Source organism: Roseburia rectibacter, from assembly GCF_014287515.2.
In the GTDB taxonomy this organism is placed as follows: Bacteria; Bacillota; Clostridia; order Lachnospirales; family Lachnospiraceae; genus Roseburia; species Roseburia rectibacter.
On record NZ_CP092473.1, the window covers coordinates 3,389,257 to 3,411,630 of the forward strand.

Here is a 22,374-nt window from a genome sequence, read left to right on the forward strand (position 1 = left end):
TTCTACTCCTCCTTCGGCTGATACGTCGGCACAATTTTTTTCACCCACTCACGAATATCAGATGGCTCTGTCACTACATACTCTTTTAATTCTTCTAACTGCTCTAAAAACTTTCCTTCATCCAGTTCGATTGGTTTTCCGATGTGGATCAGGTTATTCTCGGTATCCTGCAGTCCTTCTTCATCCATCAGCATCTCTTCGTATAATTTTTCCCCAGGACGTAGTCCGGTAAACACGATCTGGATATCTTCATCCGGTTTATGACCGGATAACAGAATCAGGTTTTTGGCTAGATCAAGGATTTTGACCGGTTCTCCCATATCCAGAACAAAAATCTCTCCGCCTTTTGCATAGGCTCCCGCCTGTAATACTAAGGATACAGCCTCTGGTATTGTCATAAAATAGCGCACGATATTCGGATCTGTGACAGTCACCGGGCCTCCACGTTCGATCTGTTTTTTAAATAAAGGGATCACGCTTCCGTTACTGCCAAGTACATTTCCAAAACGCACTGCCACATATTCCGTCTCAGAGCGCTTATTGTAAGTCTGAATGATCATTTCACAGATTCTTTTACTTGCGCCCATGATATTGGTCGGATTGACCGCCTTATCGGTAGAGATCATCACAAACCGTTTTACATGATAACGGTCTGCAGCCTGCACGATTTTCCATGTGCCAAGGACATTGTTCTTGATTGCTTCATTCGGGCTCTCCTCCATCAACGGCACATGTTTATGAGCTGCCGCATGGTAAATGATCTCCGGATGATAGGTCTCAAAAATCCAGTTCATTCGATTGGTATTCCGCACAGAACCGATCAGCACAACCAGATCAAGATCCGGGAATTTTACCTTTAATTCATTCTGTATATCATATGTGGTATTCTCATAAATATCTAAAATAATCAGCTGCTTTGGTTTGTGTCCCGCGATCTGTCTGCACAACTCACTTCCGATAGAACCACCCCCACCGGTTACCATGATAACTTTCCCGGACACATAACCCATGATAGACTCAAGATTCACCATGACCGGTTCTCTTCCAAGCAGATCATTTACATCAACATCTTTTAATTTGCTGATACCAACTTCACCATTGACAAGCTGATAGATTCCAGGCAGACGTTTTAATTCGCAGCCGGTCTCTTTACAAATATCAAGAATCCCCTTCATCTGTTTCGGGGAGGCTGATGGCATCGCTATAATGATCTCATGCACATGCAGTTCCAACACCTTATCCCGGATGCAGCTTCTGTCACCGATCACCTTTGCTCCATGGATATAATTACCAATCTTTGTCTTATCATCATCAATTACACCGACAACTTTTTTCTTTACATAACGGCTATTGTTAATCTCTTTAATCAGCTGATTACCAGCCTCACCTGCACCGATTACCAGTACATTCCTACGATATGTGCCGTCTCTTCGCATATTCCGGATTGCCCTAAGTCCACGATAGGAATATCTGCATCCCATGATCAGCACAAGTAAAAATAACCCATATAAAATATAAAAGCTTCGTGGAACCGGGAACATATCTCCCCAGTTACGTACCAGGATCAATGCAGCTACCACGATCGCATCCAGTATACATGCCGAAACAACATACATCATTTCAAGTGCCCCTGCATAACTCCACAGACTTGAATATAATCGGAGTGCCCAGAAGATGATCAATGTGATCACCATCATATACGGAAGTGTTCTCCATACTTCATTCAGATATTCTGTCGGTACATTGTAAAAGTTCAGATCAAACCGTATTATCAGCGCAAACATACTCGCAACAAATACAGCAAGCATGTCATAACACATCAAAAAAATACGGCGCATAAATAACTGTCTATCTTGAATTAACTGTTTCATCTATTGTTATTGTCCTTTATATTCAAAATGCTGTTATACCCAAGGGTATAACAGCATTATTATAGCATATCTATTCTGTTTGTGTAAACCGATTCCCTTTTTTCTCAGGGATTTCGCTTTTAACTTTTTTATCTATGCATTTTTATAAATAATCCAGTTATCAGCATTCCATCTGCGGTTACCCTTCATTCCTGGTCAATACGCGCAAAATTCCCCCTGCTTTTCCCTATATATTTTTTCTGGTGATTTTCTATCCACCTTTTTCATATAAAATCTGTTTCACCTTTTCTGTTAGCAGCTCATCGCAAAAAATCCGGTTTATGCTCTTTCGGCTTATACCACTTCCTGCAAAGTTCCGGCTTCTTCGGTACAAATATAACTCTCTTACATTAAAGCCTATGCTTATCAGATTAAATATGGTTTCAACCGCATCTCGACAGTAACAGTGCTTTGCGTGATAATACGTTTTCAATTGATGGAAACCATTCTCCTCAATGTCCCACCTGCGGTGCATCATTTCCCATAAGACCCGGTAGTCTGCCGCTTCCAGTGTCGTTACAAGTCACATGAAACGCTCTCTTTCTTTTCCATTTTCTTCCCACTGCTCATGATACCGCACCACACGCAGTTTATATGGACACCCTTCCAGACCATTTTCCTTCAGAGTGTTGATAAATGGAGCATTCAGATATAACGCATCCGCCACAATCACATCCGCAAAATGTCCATGCCGTTTCTTCAGCCGCTCAATCAACCTTTTTCCGCCTATCGTTCCTTCCCGGAATACCCGGTTACGTTTTATGATATCAATCATTTCTTCATGTATGCTGCGTATTTCATCCGGGTTTATTCTGGAGAGAAGGTCGCGGACTGCAGCATCAGAAAAAGCAGTACCGGCATGACAATGTTAAACAATGGAATAGATTTTCTTTTTCTTTCGTCCGTTAAACACTTGATTTTTTGCGGGATTTTATATACACTCTTCATATAAGTTAGCAGTTTCTTCAATGCTAATTTTTCATTCAGGACACCTTCTTTCGTATGTTTTGTTCCATAACATAATTATACAATAAAAGGTGTCCTTTTTGAGTGATTATACAGAAAAAAACAGTAATTTGATACCCAAAATTGATATCCCCTGCTTTGCCTGGAATTCACAGGCAGAACAGGGACTTTTATTTTTTAAAGCGAAATCTCTGCTGTTATCTACACTTTCTCTTCCTCCCGCATAGAAAACAAGAACCCCCCTAACAATATAAACACAAACCATACAATCCAATGGAATGGAATATCTACATTGTCCATCATGTTCTCTAAGAAAAATACAACATATATGATCAACGGCAGACATGCATAATAATTTCTATTTTCCGCACTTTTACAATACCTGACCGCCCGCGAAAAATATCCAACAAACATCATTATATAAGGAACTATTATATAAACTCCATACATATGTGCATATGCCAATACTCCATTATGAGCAGAATTAATATTTGATCCATAAACAGTTGCTCTTTTTGTATGACCAAACAAATTCATCTGACTCAGATACGTCGAATAGTGGTATAGCCTGCCTGAAAATAAACCATTTATCGAATTCGAATTTAATAACTTTTGTCTGATTCTCTGTGAAGTTTGGGACATATCCTCTCTTTCTGCTGCATAAACATGTATGGTTCCAGTTAAATCATCTAAATCTCTGACAGATGCATATTCATAATCCACCGGATATACAATCTGCGTTCCGATTGCCTCTGATATATTGGTAATTCCCCACTGTAACCCCATTGAAACGGGAATATAACATATCACAAAACACATCACTGCGATCATAGTTTTTTTCATGTGTCTTTTCAGGATCTTTTCTATTCCCCAGCACAATGCACCGCACAGAATTGCTAAAGTAGCTGTTGTGCTTTGTGTTTTTTTCAGGAAAAAAAATGCTGTTGTCAAACCAATGGCATATGGAAGAATCTTTAAAATTTTAACTTCCTTACATTTTATGTAATAGTCTATTTCACATAAAAAAACACCTATCATAACAGCCATATATAATCCAAATGGATTTGGATTGGTATAAAATCCTTTATATCTGTATCCATCTGTTTCCGGGCGAAACATCAGGCAATACACCACACATAATACAAATGTTATTTCCAGTGCCTTTAATAATTGCCACAACATCTTCTCCCTGTTTTCCTGATTATTCCATACAAAAAACAGAAAACCTGTCGGGAACAGTATAAAATATCCATAAAAAGAGAAATACGCACTTTTTTTTGTTACAATAAAGTCCGAAATACAAGTCAGTACCCATAATACGATCCAAGATATTACCAACAAATTATTCCAGTTACGATATTTCAAAGGTTTTCGTATATTCAATCCAGCTATCAATAACATACATCCAATTAAAACAAACATTGTATATGCATGTGTCATTTTTTTAAAGAATAGGCCATATACATTTATAAATGACAAAAAAATAAACATCACCGAAAAAAGAAATATACTAATAAAATTTCTCATTTTTTCCGGTACATTTCTAAGCTTTCGCCAAATCTCATTTCCCACCAATATATAAATACTTTGTAATCCCCTTCCCCATTTATAATTACCTTTTCTGCCATATCTTATTTTCAGCCAATATAAAATTCCTGTTATGATCATACAGATTATTGAAAATAATACACTTACAGCTGGCAGCTTTTCATCATCCTTCATTTTATCTGTAGAAATTTCAAATTTATTAATTGAAAATTCTTTTCCTTGTTCATTTTCAAAACAAAATACCACTTTTGAAAAACTCTCTCCATTTAGCTGATATAGATTCTCTCCCTCCATTAAATTCAATTCTTGTTCCCCTACATTTTGCCATGTCCGATCATAGAAAACAATTTGTGCAGTTATTGAGTCACAGTTCATATTATACAAATCCGTTTTCAAGTAATTCCACTGGTTATTTTTATTTAAACTGTCAAAAACAATTTGTGCAGTGTCTCCCTGTATAATAAATTTTTCATTTTCAAATGATATATTCTGCAGATTGTTTACAATTTTTTCTGTATAAAACTGCAAAGAGTCGCCCCTATTATAAAATTGGGTTATATTTCCTCCTGTTACATACCAGGCTGCACAGCTAATCCCTGTAATAATTGAAAATAATATCCATATACAGATTTTTACCAAAAATATTTTTGTTTTCATCAAAACATCTGTATTTCCTGACATAAATTTCTCCCTGTAATGTATTGCAAACCTTTCACTCTTTAAAATAAACGCCATTAAAAAGGAAATAACACCATACTGCTATGTTTCCAAAATTGACAGACGCATTCCCAAACACACAAAATACTGTAAAAATAATATTAACACATAGTACAAATATATACGGATTTTTTTTGCCAAAAAATCTTCTACATTTTTTTAATGATATACAAAACCCATAAATTTGATATAATACAAATGGAATTACTGCAAAAATACCGTAATGATACATCAAATCCAGATATCCATTATATGCCTGAACGGGCTCCCTGTTTCTATATATCTGCGTTGCATTTCCATATAACCCCATCATTCTTGCATAATTTTTCCAACTTCCCATAACATTGATAGTGTCTTTCGATGTCACATTTTCCAATGTTATTGGAAACATCTGCTGATAAAGCTGCAATTCATCCTCTGGTAGTACACTGACCAATTGTTCATCCTCAAACACAACCGTTGTCTGCAAAATATCTGGCAAATATTTGACCGAAATATGTATAACTACCACACATAAAAATGAAAATACAATTGCCGTCAGTATTTGCTTCCACCGATATCTAAAACTAACCCTTTTCTTCACCCATATATAAACGCACCCATATAAATATGTTATGGCTACAAGAATCAATGCAATTTTTGCCACTACTCCGCCTGATCTAAGTACAAAATATAGTGCTGACGCTGCCCCCATCCCATAACCTATCCACTGAAGATATGACGCATCATTATCAATTAACCCATATATCTTCCATACAAACAGGGCAAATATTAACAGGGCATACATCGCAAAATCCTCTGGACGTCTGCAAATTCCATTATAATAAACTGTTATAATCTTAGGTCTAAAAAAGACACAAAACAATACAACCAGAACATAATCTATTTCTAATGCCCTTAAAAACAGACATATCACCGCATCCGCTTTAAATCGCTGATTATACGCAAAAATAAAAAAGCCTGCTGAAAATATCATCACATAAGAAAAAAACTTTTCCCCATCCTCTTTAAAGACATCTGATAATGCCATCATGATCCATAATCCGTACCATGATTTCAGGACTGATGACATAACTCCTGTATTTTTCCATTCTTTTTTCCACAACAAACATCCACAGGCAAATAAAATAACAGCACATCCCAATGAAAAATAACGATAGCTTTCCCCTTTTGTCCATCCCATTATTTCAAAAAACAAAATCCATGCAAAAAAAACACATAACAAAATTTCAACTGTCACTTTTCTGTCTATTTTTCTGCACTTCTGAATTGCCTTTTTTCCAACAATATTCCCCTGCAGCACATAAAGACTCTGCAATATATATAAGAGTCCAGTATTTTTCTCCAAAGCATAATTTTCTGTATTAACATATTTTTTTCTAACAGAATATCCCATGAATATCACACATCCACAAATAAGTAGACTCATTCCCATACATTCATAAAACTTCTGCCACGAAAATCCAGCCTTTTCACTTCGTATCTCCATTGAATTCATAGAAAAAAAGATACCTTTCGCATCACGAATACGTATGCCTATGCGATATATCTCTATAGTTTCATCAAGCTCTATCTCATTTTCTCCATTGTAAATTACAATGGGCTGTTCTTTTAATATATTTTTTTCTTTATCGTAATATTCTAATATTGCGTGTACTTCTGACACTGAACAATTGCTAATTGTCAAATATAAATATTTCCATGTCCTGACATAGCGATCTACACGATATTTATTAACCGCATTATTCTTGACAATATAATATCCATTTTCTTCTTCATGATATTCCCATCCTTTTGCATTTTTTATCATATCGGTTTCTGGAAAATCATATATTGCTTCTGATCCAAGAAAATACGTCAGACTTTTAAATCCTCCCAAATACATCAAGGTAAACATCAGACATATTGTACATCCAAGCAGCGCAACAAACAGGCTTTTTTCATTTTTGTAGTTTTTCATTTTCTATCCCTCAAGTTATTCCTTCAATCTGTACCTTTTCCCCTCAAATGCAATTCCAAAATAATGCCGTTATTTTCAATCAAAATCTGTAACGCCTGTATTCCGCTTGCTGCTATTCTTTCCATGATTTCTCCAATATAACGGATAACTAAAAATATCCTTTTGATTCTTTGCTATCCTCTGACTTAGTATATCGGATTTCCATCCAAATTACAATATTTATTCCTCCCCGCACATTTTACATTCCATTCCCCATCTTTGACAGTTGAAAAGCAAAAAAAGCGGTCGTAAAGCCAGTAAAATCAAGGCTTACAGCCGTTTTTTGTTTCGCAGTGATATGTGTTATTGTGCTATATTTTTTACACTATGGTAAATCTATTTCTTTTGTTTGCTTGATGATGCTTCGCATCGTAGATTTTTTGATAAATTCATAGTCTGTCCGAAAACCAAAAGTTTTGTGTAAAGAGTTCGTTATTTCAGTTCGGGTGTAGGATGGAACATAGCCATTAGCGGTATTTAACAGTGTCATTTTCATGGATCGCAGAGTCTCTATGATCTGCTCTGTTGTATAGCTGTTTCCTATTTTCTTTTCTAACAGACGGTAGAGAAGAAGGCTGATGTAACAGGTCATGAAATGTGCCTTGATACGGTCATCTCTTCTGACATAAACAGGTCTGGCTTCGAATTCTGTTTTCATGATTCTGAAGTTTTCTTCAATTTCCCAGCGCTGCTTGTTAATCTTTATGATTTCCTCGATATTTCCCTCCAGATTTGTCATAACCGCGTAGAAACCATCGAAAAGTTCTTCCTTGGCTATCTGTTCCTCGTCAATCTCATATACTTTCTTTTCTGCAATCTCACCATCGTTTGTTACGGCAGTATTTTTCACAAAACGCATTGGATCATTTTGATTTTTGCCCTTTTGTTTTTTGCAAGGAGAGTTGATAATCATCTCTGCACGCTCGATTTGACGTGACCGTATTCTTTGCTGATAAGCTTTATATTTCGGTGAGTATGTAACGATCAGTGTCTCATTCAAATCTCCGGTAACAACAGGGACTTCCTTGTAGTAAATGGAGTTAAAAACTTCATCATCAGTTTCGTCCAAAGTCCTGATATCTATAAAATCTGTCGAACCAGCTTTTCTGAACTGTGTTGGATTCAGGGCAATATCACGGTCTTCCTGCTTCATCTTTTTAAGGGAATGCGTGATGACATAAGCCCGATTCCCGATGCTGTTAAACGCTCGGTTATTTGCACTTCCAAGACCGGCATCTGAACAGAAAATAAATTCACTACAGTTAAAATCTTTTATGATTTTCTTCTCCAGAGGCTTAAGCGTTGTCTGCTCGTTTTGGTTACCTGGAAAAACATCAAATGCAAGTGGAATGCCATCAGCATCCATAAACAGCCCCATACCAACAATCGGATTTGGACGGTTCTCCTTGCCTTTTCCATAGTGATTCAAACCGCTTTCTTCCTCAATCTCAAAGTAATAATTCGTACAGTCATAGTAAAGTATCTTCTGATTTCTTGGATGGATGAAGTTTGAATTTTTGTATAGTTCACTTTGGATAAAATCCGACTCTTCCGCGATTACAGATAAAGCTCTGTAAACATCCTGAATCTCATACTTTGGTGGTTCAAGAATCGTTTTGCAAAAATTATAACTGCTGAGCTTGCTTGAAGGAGAGAGAACACTTGCGTAAACGAGATCAGTCAGAATCGCATGAAGATCATACTTAAATTTATGGCGCCCTTTAATCACACGGCAGATGTTATCAAGGCGTAGCTCCGTACATAATTGTTGAAGAAATAGATAACCGGCATGAAAAGAACGTGTCTCGTTCATAGGAATGCAGGCAGCTTGAGAGAATTCAACCGTTACTTTCCCCGTACGCTCATTGTAGAGATCTGTTTCTTTGGCAGCTTCGCTTTTCGCCCAAGCCATAAGTTTTTCATTATCACCATCAAACTGTTCCAACAAGGTGTTGTATTTTCCAAGCTTCTTATAAATACGAGAGGATGATTTTCCGTCTTTTTTTCGGAATGATTGATAAATGTAAACATCTTTATTATTTTTACTACCTGTAACTGCAATATACATAACACAAAATCCTTTTTCTTTTAAGTATACCAAACTATTACAAATAAGTACATATTAAAACGAAAAATTTGACATAAAAAATGCAGATTTTATGCGACCTGCGATAACTTTTTTAGATATTCAACTGTCAAACTCCCGTGATTATCTTGTCACATAGTACCTCAGGTGGTACACTAGCACTATAATATTATTTATGGAGGTATATTTATGAAAAAAAAATGTTTTTTTAAGACAGTATGCAGTTGTATTCTGGGTACAGCTTTATTACTGTCATCCACTTCATCATCATATGCATCACCGAATATTCAAGATATCGATTCTATTGCGGATACAGTATCTGAAATGTTCAAAAAATCCGAGGAATTGAAAACAACTGAAGTGTCGGAAATGACCGAATCATCAGAAACTACTGAATCATCAGAAACTACTGAATCATTAGAAACTACTGAATCATCAGAAACTACTGAATCATCAGAAACTACTGAATCATCAGAAACTACTGAATCATCAGAAACTACTGAATCATCAGAAACTACTGAATCATCAGAAACTACTGAATCATCAGAAACTGCTGAATCATCAGAAACTATCGAAGAATCAGAGAACAATGATAATTTCGAAATTATCGAATTAACGGAAGATACTGAAATTTCCGAACAATTTGATACTCCCAAAGGAGCTGTTTCCAATGGGTATTATGTTATTAATGTAACCAAAAGTGAAATTTCTTCCACCAGTGCATATGCCGCTATACAATCTGCACTAGATGAAGCTCAGGAAAATGCAACAACAGACTTACCATACAAAGTTTTTGTAGATCCCGGAAAATATTCTCTCACACAAGGACTTCGTATTTACAGCAACACTTATCTTTGCCTGACAGGTGTTACCCTTACTCAAAACAAGGGAAGCAATTACAACATGATAAAAGTAGGCGACAGTAATGATACACATTCAGGTTATTATTACCAAAATATTACCATTGATGGCGGTATCTGGAACGAAAATGGCAATAGCAATACCGCCATCAAGATCTGTCATACACAGAACATTACTCTGATGAATGCCACATTGAAAAATTGTTCCAATTCTCACCTTATGGAGATTGCTGGCAATAACGGTATCACAATTCAAAATTGTAATTTTGCCGATCAGGCATTATCGACAAGTGCCAAACCCTATACCTATGAAGCCATTCAGCTTGATATTTTACTAGAATCTCACTTGTCCGGTTATCTATCTGAAGATCTTCCTTTAAAGAATGTAAAAATTACCGGTTGCTCCTTTAAAAATGTTCCACGTGGTATTGGTAGTCACACTGCAATACTAAACAATCCAGTAGACACGATAGAAATTTCCAACAATACATTTACCAGTCTTAAGAGTCTAGCTATACAGGCAATGAATTACATCAACTGTACTATTACAGGCAATACCATAACTGATACTCCGCAAGGTATCATGATATATTCCGTTCGTGAAAGTGGTACTTTTCTTGCTTCCACAGCAGTAAAAGAAGGACATATTCCATCGTCAACCCCGGTTACATATCAAACTCCTGTGAACAATCAAAAAATGGTTATCAGCAATAATACAATTGCAGCTTCAGGTAATGACCCTTATGAAGATTACGAAAATGCCGCTATTTTTGTCAGTGGTTTAAATCTAGGTTCTGCCACTACCGGCTCTGGAGATACAATTCCTGCAGGTAATTATTTTATCAGCGGCATAACCATCTCCGATAATACGATCAATACGGATGGACATGGAATCCGTCTGCAAGACGCCAGGAACTCAACAATAACTGGAAATACAATAACTTATTCTCAGGTTTCAAAGCCTAAAAATACCTTCTATGGCATACAGTTACGCGAATCCTCTACCAATGGAATCATTGACAATAATACAATCAATAAGCCCCTTTCCGGCATACATATATTTGAAAAATCCTCTGCAAAATCCATTTCAGGGAATACAGTAACTACACCAACTAACAATGCTATTATGATAGAAAATGCCAGTGCTACGAATATTTCTTCAAATACGGTTAACAAGCCTGGTATCAACGGAATATTTATTTATAATAATTCTAATGTTGACTTAATCACAGACAACAATATTTCTGCCGGAAATGTCAACATTAACATTGACGGAAGCACAGTCACTGAAATAAGTAAAAATACGCTTTCTTCTGCAAAAACAAACAGTGTATTTTTGCATAACAAATGTACAGTAAATAAACTTTCCAGTAATACCATTAATGCTTCTGGAAAACATGGTGTATTTATCGATTGTGCTACTGCCAAAACCATAAAAGCCAATACGATACAAGCACCTGCTATTACTGGTGTACATGTATATAACAACAGCAAAGTTTCTACCATTGCGAATAATCAAATTACCTCACCTGGTAAGTATGGCATCTGTGCCGAAAAGAGTACTGCAAGAACTATCTCTGGCAACTCAATCAGCAAACCTGCCAATACAGGTATTTTTATCTTTACCAAAAGCAAAACAGGTACAATATCCGACAATACCATTACCTCTGGAAAAGATAAAGGAATTGCGATCAACTCTGTAAAGTGCAAAATGACGATCAGTGGAAATACAATAAAAAAATGCAAGGCTTACCCTATTTATTGCAACCCTGCCTCTACCTCCTACGCAATTACGTTGAAGAAAAATATCATAACAGGCAATTCAAAAAAAATTGATGGTATCCGTGCTGACTCAGGTAAACTTATTCTTAGCAGCAATACAATCTCTTCCTGTAGTAGGGCGATTATTCTTTCTTCCAAAGTAAAGGGGACTGTTTATCCGAATACTTTCAAAAAGAATACTTATAATAATGTAAAAGTTAATTCCAGTTATGTTAAAACATTAACTGTAAAATCACTTTCCGGAAAATCAAAGTCAGCAAAAACAGCTACATTAAATTGGAAAAAACTTTCATCAGCTTCCGGCTATGTTGTTTATCGTTCAGCCTCCAAAAATGGCAGCTATACAAAAATTTCTACGATAAAAAAGAATAAAACCATTACCTATAAAGATTCTAAATTAAAGAGGAAGTCTACTTATTACTATAAAATTGTTCCATACACTACAATAGGAAAAACTACAGTTTATGGACTAGATAGTAAGATTGTATCCATCAAGATCAAATAACCAATTTTTATAATACAACTACACTATCATAACAAAAGCAGATGGCATTTGAATCTTTCAAATAAACCATCTGCTTTTTATAATCAAAACATTTTTTTAATTTTCTTCCAAATTTTATTTTTGAAAGCATCTCGCTGCAATTGCTGCTCTGATTTCGGTGTATCCTCCACATCAGGAAGCTTAATTTCACTAATAATTCCCTGACTTTGTAATTCATCTACATATTTTTTGTACTTTCTCAGGTTTTTTAATGTATCCTTATATTTTTTTTCAAATAATTTTTTATCATCCAGAAGTTTTCTGCTTTTCTTTAACCACTTCTCTAACACTTCTGTTTTCATGTTATTCTGCCACTCTAAACGCTCCAACGGTGTATAGGTAGTCTTCCGCACCTGTTCTAATGGCAGATCACAATTCTCATACTCGGCAACAAAATCCTGTACATCCTGAATCAGCTTTTCGCGTAAAGCAAGATATCCTTTTTTATTTTCTGGCGGATTATTGAAATCATACTCAAAATTACCAGATAAGAAATCTTCATTATCAATACAACGAACCGTATCCATATAACATCCCCAGCGTGTCCCATTTCCTTCCGCATCCTTGAGATCAACGATTGACAAAACGGGGGTCTCTAGTGCAAGACAAGGCAATGTTACATGCAGCCTTCGCGTAATAACAAATTTAGCATTTTGATATAAAGTAAGTATCTCCTCTGCTTTTGCCATTCTCTCTTCAAATGTTGCGTTCGATTTTCTATAATCACAATTATGACTTATAACCCGAATTTCTAGTCCTGTATCTTTCAGATATTCCATTGCTTTCGCTCTGATCTTATCGTTTAAATCAACCAAACAGACATATGTTCCCGCATCTTCCGTTTTCTCCTGTTTCGGAATTGTTAATGTAAGACATCCGCTAAAATAGCAATCTATACCCTGTTCTTTAAAAAAATCAAGCGATGCCATATCTCTGCATCCCACCGGACCATACTTCTTAAAAAACTCTCCTCCACATCCCTGCGCCCATTCGGCATAAATTGGAGATGATTTTCTTGCAACCCCATAATTATTAATATGCATGCTCAGTAATTTGGGGATAATACAGTCTGCAGGCGGCCAGTTCCATTTTTTCCACATCCACCATGCATTCATGATAACAGCTACCGGTTCATCATTTTCACTTTTAAAATCACTAATATATTCTCTATCTATCTGATAATCAACATGAGGCAATAATTTAGCTGCTGCATAGGTCTGAATATCATCCCCCAAATTCATTGTCGGTTTGTGAATCACTACACCAAATTTCATATTGTAGATCTCCTTTCAAATTATTTCTTCATTCCCTTTATCAAACGCTCAAACATCTCTTCTAATCCAATTGTTGCTTTCCAGCCAAGCTGCATTAATTTTTTACTATCCAATCGGATTATCATTTCCGGATTATATCCGAAAGAGGCTAAATCCTCAGGAATATCGATCACAGTTTTGATTTTTCCACTTCCAATTGTCTCACAGACCAATTCTGCCATTTCCTTAATCGACACCGCAGTATCCATATTCGTAACATTATATGCTTCCCCTGCTTTACCGGAAATTAAAATGTATAATAATGCAGAAAGTGCATCTTTTGTGTAACAATAACTTCTTACCGTATGTCCCTGCGTATGCAGTACAATATCCCGCTGTTCCAATGCACAGCGTGCAAATTCCGCAAACACCCTTCCATCTTCGTATGCAACTCCCGGTCCAAAGGTCTGAGAAAGTCTGGCAATCTTAACCGGTACACTATATTCGTGTGCATAAGATGCACACAAACACTCTACCATACGTTTTCCTTCGGAATAGCTGCTTCTTACACTGAGCGGTTCAATATATCCATAATCATTTTCTGTAATCAGATCTGCATCTTTCTCCGGTGTTCCATATACCTCCAAAGATGACAGATACACCATCCCATTTATCTTTTTTTCTGTAGCAAACTTTAAGATATTTGACGTTCCATCCAATGCCGTATAAATTGTTTCAACAGGATTAGACACAAAATATTTTGAACTGGTTGCACTGGCTCCGTGTATAATGTAATCTACAGAATCCGAATATACCACTGGTCTATTTATATCACCAACAAGCAATTCAACATCCCCACGCCCAATCAGATGCGAAAACATCTTTTTCCCTTTTTCTTCATTACGCACCATAGCAATAATATGAATCTGAAGGTTACGCATTCGGTTATAACATGCAAGCAAATATACCATCTGCGAACCAATCAATCCTGTCGCACCTGTCACAAGTACCGACTTACCCTCTAATGCTGTAATTGGCAGATCACTATCTACAAGCATCTCCAGATCTTGCTGCATAATTTCATTTTCCATGCACTCGTTCATTTCAACTTCTCCATTCTCCATATGTTTATACTTACCTTTTCTATAAAGGCTTTCTTCCATTTCCTATACGATTTGTAATACCCAGTCCAAATGCCTGTTCATTCTCTTTGTACTGTAACAATGCACGAAACGTATACACATCTTCCGGTGTCGTAACTTTAATATTGCCTCTGTTTCCTTCCACCATATGTGCTTCAATCCCCTGGCTGCGAATAATCGTACACGCATCAACCATATTTTCATATTTTGTAGGTGTACTTCTAACTGCATCATGTGCAGCAATAATATCTTTTAAGTAAAAGCTCTGTGGTGCCTGCGCTGCAAACGTTTCCTTACGATATGGAACAGAGTCGACGTGACTCCCATCCTTACTGATCATGATTGTTTCAAAACAAGGAGTACAGGTAATTGCATTGCCTTTTTCCTGTACAGAGCGAATATTATTACTGATCACTTCATAAGATACAAATGGGCGTACACCATCATGCAATAGTACGATAGAATCCTCTGCATTTTCACTTTCTGCTTTTTTTAACGCATTATAAATCGAATCCTGTGCAGTCTCTCCACCTGGAATAACATCTGCCACCTTATTCAAACGGTATTCATCTACCAATTCTTTCATATAAGGGATATAATCAGCAAGTACTGAAATATATATTTTATCAATCATATCATGGCACTGAAAAAGTTGAAGTGTATGAACAATAATCGGTTTCCCATTTATTTCCAAAAACTGTTTCGGGACACCGGCTCCCATTCTGACTCCGCTTCCACCAGCAAAAACAATCGCTATATTCATGATTCTTCCATAACCTCCCTTTTATCTTCCTGTTTGATTTTTTCTGTTTTCTTTTTTTTATTCTTTTTTTTCACAAGATTTTTCTGACCCACTGTTAACTCATCCAGTTCACCCGTCATTTCTGCATAAACCTGTGCCACTTCATCTACATCCCCAAAAGCAATCATTTTTCCCCCTTCAAGGATCATAGCTTTATTGCAGATACGTTTTACCTGTGCAAGTGAATGTGACACAAATAAAACCGCCGTACCATCCTGCATCATATCAAGGATTTTCTTTTCACTCTTCTTTCTGAACTTACCATCTCCTACAGAAAGTACTTCATCTAAAATTAAAATTTCCGGTTCAGCTATCGTTGCGATTGCAAATCCCAACTTTGATTTCATACCTGATGAATAGTTTTTAATAGGTACATCCATAAAATCCTCTAATCCGGAAAACTCTACAATCTGATCATATTTTTCTTCCATGTATTGACGACCATATCCAAGCACTGCTCCATATAAAAATATATTTTCCCGGCCTGTATAGTTCTTATCAAATCCTGCTCCAAGCTCTAATAATGGTACTATTTTTCCATTTCTTATTACTCTGCCCTCTGTGGGTTTAAATACTCCTGCAACCACTTTGAGTAACGTACTTTTTCCTGCTCCATTTAGTCCAAGAATTCCTATTCGTTCTCCTTCATGAATACTAAAATTAATATCTTTAAGTGCCCAAAACTCATCCTTCTCTAACTTTTTACCTTTGAGCATTCTTATTACATATTCACGAAAATCATTCACTCGTTCTTTACTTAGATTAAATTTCATTCCTATGTGTTCTACACGTAATAATTCCTTTGCCATCTTAACCTCTATATCTGCAAAATAAAATCATCCTGTTTTTTATAAAAACAAATCACACCTAAAATCAACACTACAATAGAACATACTGCTGCATATGCCGTCAACCCCATGTCCATAGCTTCCCCAAACATTGCATTACGAAAACTCTGGATCATACAATACAACGGATTCCATTTTAAAATCCACGCATACCCGCTGTTCATTAAACGTTCCGGATAATAAAAAATTGCACTTGAATACATAATAAGCATTAAAAGCACTTCCCATATATATTCCATATCCCGAAAGAATACATTGATCGTTGTCAATATCATTCCAACTCCAAATGTTAAAATAAAAAGAAGTAACAGTGGGATAATTGCCTCAATGATATGCCATGTCACAGTTACATTACAATATACCGCCAACGGAACCATTACAATTAACGAAATAGCAAAAATCACATAATTATATAATACACAGGATAGCGGATATAAATATTTCGGAATGTATACCTTTTTTATCATCGCTGCATTTAACCTGATAGATTTGGATGCTGTTTTAGTTCCCGTTGCAAAAAAAGAATATACCAGCCTTCCACATAAGATATATAATGGAAATTCCTTATCATTATTTCCAAACAACGTTCCAAATACAATTGTTAATACAATTGTGGTTAATATCGGTTCTAACATAGACCATAAAATACCAAGATACGAACGACGATATTTTAATTTAATTCCCTTTTTTACCAGCTCATATAACAGAAATCGACGATTCCAAAATGTCTTCACATGTTTCTTATTAATACTCATCCTCTAATTTCCTTTTCTGACACTATACTTTCTATTAAGTTGCATACACGTACAGATGCTTCTCCATCTTCCACCGATCCTTTTTTCTTTAAGAAATCTTCCACCTGCATGCTATATTTTTCCTGATTAAAATTTTCTATATTATGAATAAGTTCTTCATTTGTATGTGCGATTGGAAAAGGAGTTTCTTCCAATTTATAATAAAACCCTCGTTCCTGATCATAATGTTCTAAATCAGGCACAAATAAAAAGCCAGGTCTTACTGTTAATAAAAAATCAAAAATACAACTGGAGTAATCTGTGATCACCACTTGTGCTGCTGCTAATAACTCCTGAATATCAGGATAATCATCTGCTTTCACAATCTGTTTTTTTTCATCTATACAAACCTTTTCCAACGAATTCTGCATCCTTGGATGCAGTCTTACAACAATTTTCCAGGATTGGTCTGTTTTCTTTTCCAAAGCTTTTTTTAATTTTTCAATATCCAGTTTATAATTAGGAAAATCAAGCTTTTCTCGGAAAGTCGGCACATATAGCAAAATTTTATCTTTTCCATCAATTGATAAACTCTTGCGCACTTTTTTTTCCACAAGATCCTGTCCATCCTTAAAAAAGATATCATTTCTGGGATGACCTAATTTCAAAATATTTTTTACCGACCAAAAAGCATTCTGATATACTTCATCTTCGAAAAAACTATTCGAAATCCAAAAATCGGTATTCTGCGAATTTTTTTTGGCAAGATATGTCCAACTTTGACTATTGGTTAAACAATCACAGTTTTTTTCGATCTTTTTTATTCCAAATGATCCATGCCACATCTGAATATAATACTGTCCAAATCTTTTTACCAGTCCCTGATTCCAATAATGAATCAAATGATAATTACATACCCATACAGCCGCTGTATAATATTCAAACATAGCTTCTTTAGATCCATATTCAACCAGCCTCACCTTGGGGGGAAATTCCCCTTTATGTGCATTTGCATCTTTCACAATCCAAACTAAATCAAAATCCGTTCCGCGACGTATTAATTCTTCCGTCACATACTTACAATTGCATCCGTATCCATGTCCCATATAATTATCAAATATAATCTTTTTTGTGTTTATGGAAGTATTACCATATTGTTGAAATGTTTTTTTTATTAATGATTTTTTAACAGTAAACGGTGTGTACTTTAACTGATATACTCTGGTATCATTTTCGATTTTATATGTTATAAATAACTTTATTATTCGTTTTAACTTTTTTTTGATTGCCTGCACGATTTTCTTTACACCACCCGGTTATTTTTTATATAGCTCATGTATCTTATGTCTGGGATGCTGCTCCATCTCAGGAGGCATTTTCTTATAATCTCCATACAGCCTTTTCAAATACGGATCATAATTTCCCGGTATCATAAAAACTTTATTCTCAAAATCAGCCTCTTTTAATGGAAGCAGATAACTTTTCGGCATCACTTCCCTCTCATACCCGGCAACCCCAAATAAGCTACAGATATACTCACTATCCGAAGTTCTCCATGATGTCATGATCTTTTTACACACTCTCATATAAAACCGGAATATAAAACCGGGGGTTATTTTAAGAATTACCTTTGAAATATTCCGGATTGCTTTTCCTTTATTTTTAACTGGAAGACGATATTCTGACAAATAATAAATAAGTGATGTCCACTTCTGAACCTTCTTTAATACTCCCGATTTTGGAACACCATCAATCGGATGTATGTCTATTTTTGCCGTATTTTCATATCCGGCATCTGCATGCAAGGTATCATATAAATAACCAATTGGCGCATCCGGTATCATATGCTTCTCGACCGGTGAATATATAAATTCACCCAGCCGGTCATGCTGCAGACTCATCAGGTATTCCATTTTTTCGAAATCTTCCCGCATCATTGCAATATCCACGTCGTCGTCCCATGGTATAAATCCCTGATGTCTGACTGCACCTAACGCACTTCCGCCTACCAGAAAAAAAATCATTCCATTCTGTTGTGTAAATTTCTGAAAAGACGACAGCATTTCAACTAAACGTTGCTGCAATTCTTTTAATCCATTTTCCATTGCATTCACTCTCCATTACGACTAATGCAACCTTATTACCATAGATAATAGAATGCACGCTTTGCGCATATTCTCTTACCATGAATTATAGCATACACCAATTTTTCCGTCAATTTTGCGTCTGTCTATACCTTTTGTATCTGTATTAGTCATGTTACTGTTCACTCGCAAGTTTGACACTTGCTGTCAAACTGTGCGCCAAAGACTATATTATGCCAGATTACAGCCCCATGCATCGAAGATGCATGGGGCTGTAATTGCTACTGCTCACACAGTGTGTGAACAGTAGCTTAGTCATCCTGTTGTACCAACATACCTGTAGCAAAATCAAGCTCATGCATACGCTGTATTTCTTCCTGTTTTTTCTTAATCGCATTACTGATATTCTCAGGCATCTTTCCAAGTAAAATCCAATCTATCACACGATCCGATGCACCGCTGTCTATATAATCAAAATGATGTGTGATATATTGTTCAACTTTTTCATATTCAAAGTCCTTATCTGTAATTGCAGAAAGCACCTCCTCAAATGAATAACATACCTTACCCGGTGCAGATTCTTCATAATCTCTATGAAATCCTCTGGAAAAAGAATACTGAATCTTGTCGAATGCAAAAAACAGCATCGGTTTTCTCATGAGTGAATATTCAAAAATATTCGACGAATAATCTGTAATTAATAAATCAACAATATAGAACAGATCATTAATATTCGGGTATTTTTTTACATCCAAGAATTTATCCGCATATTTTTTTTCAATCACAATATCTTTATTTACCCATGGATGCATTTTAAATAAAACTACATATTCATCTCCACAGATCTGATATAACTTTTCAAAATCGATCAATTCATACGGATAATATGCTGTTTTTTTATTTCTTCCACGGTAGGTAGGTGCAAAAAGTATGACTTTTTTACCTCTGCACATTGGAAACTGCTCATACAATTCTTTTATTTTTTCATTCCTATGCTGCTCATCCAAATACTCATCCATACGGGGCATTCCTGTTGGCAATACTTGCTCATCATTAATTCCCCATACTTCCGAAAAAAACGGTGCGATATTTTTTGAGCCAGCAATTCCGTACTTATATTGTCTGTGACAGGACTGCGGTGAAGGACATCCTTCATGTCCCCAGCGACTGTAGCCTGATGATTTAAACCCTGCTCCTGCATGCCATAATTGAATCAGCGTTGTATCATCATCCAGTTTTAGCCAATCCAGTACCGGTGCATGATCGTCAATAAAAATAGTGCCGCTCTGTGCCAGTAATTTCATAAGACCAATCCAGCTTTTTTTACTTTGCGGCTCTGCCGCTGCAGGACGTGCAGAATACAATAACCGATATTGCTGATCCAGCTGTCTGTCAACCATTCTGTCTGAAACTGCTTTTAAATTTGATGCAATTTTCTGATTCTGTTCTGTCATAAAAAGGACTGTATTTTTTCGTCTGCTTTTATACAAAAATGAATACCATTTATATACTCTTCTTAAAACAGATCTGCTAGATAAATAGCAGTCTTTCAATGCTTTTATCAAATTTATTTTTTTGAGGAAGCTTGGATTCTGTGGAAATGTAACCCCTACTGCCCCTAATGCGATACAATGCATACGGAATGGCAGTGTATCCGTTCCATCTTCTATATAAAATGTAACATTGTAAGATTTTCCCCTTTCACCGTACAAAAAGTTTCTGGACATTGCTTCTAATTGATCTGCAATATCAGGACTGGTTTCACACTCTGCCAGAACACAATCTTTTTCACATACAAAAATACGATATGTTCCCCTCGGAATACAACGTAGGTCACCATTATTTGTTACATTAACATGAAGTTTGATGATATCTTCTTTCCTGCGTACATCGAACTTAACTCCACATCCCCCAAAATTATTTACCGCATAAAATTCCATCTTATCTATATCATACGTTTTCTGCCCGTCAATATGCAGCCTTACTGTAAGAATCAAGTGTATTCTTTCCCATTCAATATTTTCAATTGTCGCTGATACACCACTCTCATTGATTCTCCAATTCATTTTCTAACTCCTTTTTATCTATTCCATGTATTCCAAAAGACTGCACAATTATATCATACAAGCTATTTCACGTCAATTTATTCTACTCTCTCTTGAGTTTCCGTACTTTTATCCACAAAGCCCCGTTTTCATAATCATCGTCATAAACAACTTTCAAAAAATGCCCAAAATATAAGGAATCCTTTCCTGTTTTGTAGTAAAATTAAGGTACCAAATCAAAATAATACTAAACAAAAAAACAGGAGGACTCCTTATGCTTAATTCTACAACAAATACTTATACTTTGAAACTGGAAATTTTAACTTTTTCCAAAAAAATTTCAAAACATCTTTCCAAACCAGATAGAAAGATTACTGCTGATATGACCTACGGCATGCTTGCCTCTCAGAGCTGCCTTCTGACAAACATTGTTGACCAGCTTCATGAGAATTCTAAAAAAGTTAATTCTGTGGAGCGTCTTACAAGACATCTCAACAAAGGAATTCCGAAAGATGCTCAAAAGTCATATCTGACCTTTGTTCGTACAATGGTTTCCAGCAATCCCATTATCCATATCGATGATAGTGATGTGATAAAACCGGAAGGCCGCAGGTTCGAGGCACTTGGACTTGTTCGTGATGGTTCTAAAAGCACTAATACTAAAACCGTTTATGAAAAAGGCTATCACGTAACAGAAGCCTGTGTTCTTACCGGCAACAATCATCCCGTGAAGCATATCTGTCTCATGTAAAAGTTCAGATAACCGCTTCTAAAAAAGATATTGACCTGGTGCTCGTCTATGGTTTAACCGAACATCCAATGATGCTTGCAACCAATAAAGATATTAAATCAAAAGAAGATGTAATCGCTGTTGCAAAGCAGTACTTTTCGAGATGGAAAATAGAGGAATATTTCCGCTGCAAAAAAACAGATGTTTCAGTTTGAAAACTTTCGAGTACGAAAGCTGTCTGCCATCAATACGTTAAATTTTTATATCACCTTATGCATGGCTTTTCTTGCACATATATCTATGAAGTCAGAAACAAATGCCCTT

General features: G+C 36.0%; 15 protein-coding genes. 2 read left to right on the plus strand and 13 right to left on the minus strand.

Going from position 1 to position 22,374, the window contains the following annotated elements; translation table 11 throughout:
- Nucleotides 1–2 precede the first annotated feature (2 nt).
- From H8S51_RS15515 to H8S51_RS15535, 5 genes are all read right to left on the minus strand, one after another.
- A complete protein-coding gene (locus tag H8S51_RS15515; protein WP_006856655.1) occupies nt 3–1,871 on the minus strand; it encodes a polysaccharide biosynthesis protein in 1,869 nt (622 codons plus the stop codon).
- Between the two features lie 562 nt (nt 1,872–2,433).
- Nucleotides 2,434–2,685, minus strand: a complete 252-nt coding sequence (locus H8S51_RS15520; protein ID WP_006856656.1) for a hypothetical protein — start codon at nt 2,683–2,685, stop codon at nt 2,434–2,436.
- Between the two features lie 392 nt (nt 2,686–3,077).
- On the minus strand, nt 3,078–5,105 hold the full coding sequence (locus tag H8S51_RS15525; RefSeq protein WP_241070766.1) for a hypothetical protein: 2,028 nt from the start codon (nt 5,103–5,105) through the stop codon (nt 3,078–3,080).
- Nucleotides 5,106–5,136: 31 nt separating this feature from the next.
- Nucleotides 5,137–7,101 carry a hypothetical protein gene (locus H8S51_RS15530; protein ID WP_186899878.1) on the minus strand — a complete coding sequence of 655 codons (1,965 nt, stop codon included), beginning with the start codon at nt 7,099–7,101 and terminating at the stop codon, nt 5,137–5,139.
- Between the two features lie 364 nt (nt 7,102–7,465).
- Nucleotides 7,466–9,208 (minus strand): IS1634 family transposase, encoded by a 1,743-nt coding sequence (locus H8S51_RS15535; protein WP_186899879.1) that lies wholly within the window; start codon nt 9,206–9,208, stop codon nt 7,466–7,468.
- A 207-nt stretch (nt 9,209–9,415) separates the two neighbouring features.
- Here H8S51_RS15535 and H8S51_RS15540 point away from each other — a divergent pair, with 207 nt between their 5' ends.
- Nucleotides 9,416–12,373, plus strand: coding sequence for a right-handed parallel beta-helix repeat-containing protein (locus H8S51_RS15540; RefSeq protein ID WP_241070767.1), 2,958 nt, complete (start codon nt 9,416–9,418; stop codon nt 12,371–12,373).
- Between the two features lie 83 nt (nt 12,374–12,456).
- Here the strand turns inward: H8S51_RS15540 and H8S51_RS15545 are convergent, their stop codons facing one another.
- From H8S51_RS15545 to H8S51_RS15580, 8 genes are all read right to left on the minus strand, one after another.
- Complete coding sequence (locus H8S51_RS15545; protein WP_006856661.1) at nt 12,457–13,686, minus strand: polysaccharide pyruvyl transferase family protein; 1,230 nt, start codon at nt 13,684–13,686, stop codon at nt 12,457–12,459.
- Nucleotides 13,687–13,706: 20 nt separating this feature from the next.
- Nucleotides 13,707–14,768, minus strand: a complete 1,062-nt coding sequence (locus H8S51_RS15550) for an NAD-dependent epimerase/dehydratase family protein (protein WP_015559565.1) — start codon at nt 14,766–14,768, stop codon at nt 13,707–13,709.
- A 40-nt stretch (nt 14,769–14,808) separates the two neighbouring features.
- The gene (locus H8S51_RS15555) at nt 14,809–15,570 is read right to left on the minus strand and encodes an IspD/TarI family cytidylyltransferase (RefSeq protein WP_006856663.1); all 762 of its coding nucleotides are present in this window, start codon (nt 15,568–15,570) and stop codon (nt 14,809–14,811) included.
- Nucleotides 15,567–16,418, minus strand: coding sequence for an ABC transporter ATP-binding protein (locus H8S51_RS15560; protein ID WP_006856664.1), 852 nt, complete (start codon nt 16,416–16,418; stop codon nt 15,567–15,569). Before H8S51_RS15560 ends, H8S51_RS15555 begins: the two co-directional genes overlap by 4 nt.
- A gap of 8 nt (nt 16,419–16,426) precedes the next feature.
- Entirely contained in the window at nt 16,427–17,212 is a 786-nt protein-coding gene (locus tag H8S51_RS15565) for an ABC transporter permease (RefSeq protein WP_006856665.1), read from the minus strand.
- Complete coding sequence (locus tag H8S51_RS15570; RefSeq protein WP_118488559.1) at nt 17,209–18,486, minus strand: CDP-glycerol glycerophosphotransferase family protein; 1,278 nt, start codon at nt 18,484–18,486, stop codon at nt 17,209–17,211. The genes H8S51_RS15565 and H8S51_RS15570 overlap by 4 nt, the downstream gene beginning before the upstream one ends.
- 21 nt (nt 18,487–18,507) lie before the next feature.
- Entirely contained in the window at nt 18,508–19,296 is a 789-nt protein-coding gene (locus H8S51_RS15575; protein ID WP_006856667.1) for a LicD family protein, read from the minus strand.
- A 290-nt stretch (nt 19,297–19,586) separates the two neighbouring features.
- Nucleotides 19,587–21,341, minus strand: coding sequence for a CDP-glycerol glycerophosphotransferase family protein (locus tag H8S51_RS15580; protein WP_118209338.1), 1,755 nt, complete (start codon nt 21,339–21,341; stop codon nt 19,587–19,589).
- 253 nt (nt 21,342–21,594) lie between these two features.
- On the opposite strand from H8S51_RS15580, the gene H8S51_RS15585 reads away from it, so the two are divergent.
- The gene (locus tag H8S51_RS15585) at nt 21,595–22,071 is read left to right on the plus strand and encodes a hypothetical protein (protein ID WP_186899880.1); all 477 of its coding nucleotides are present in this window, start codon (nt 21,595–21,597) and stop codon (nt 22,069–22,071) included.
- Nucleotides 22,072–22,374: the final 303 nt, after the last annotated feature.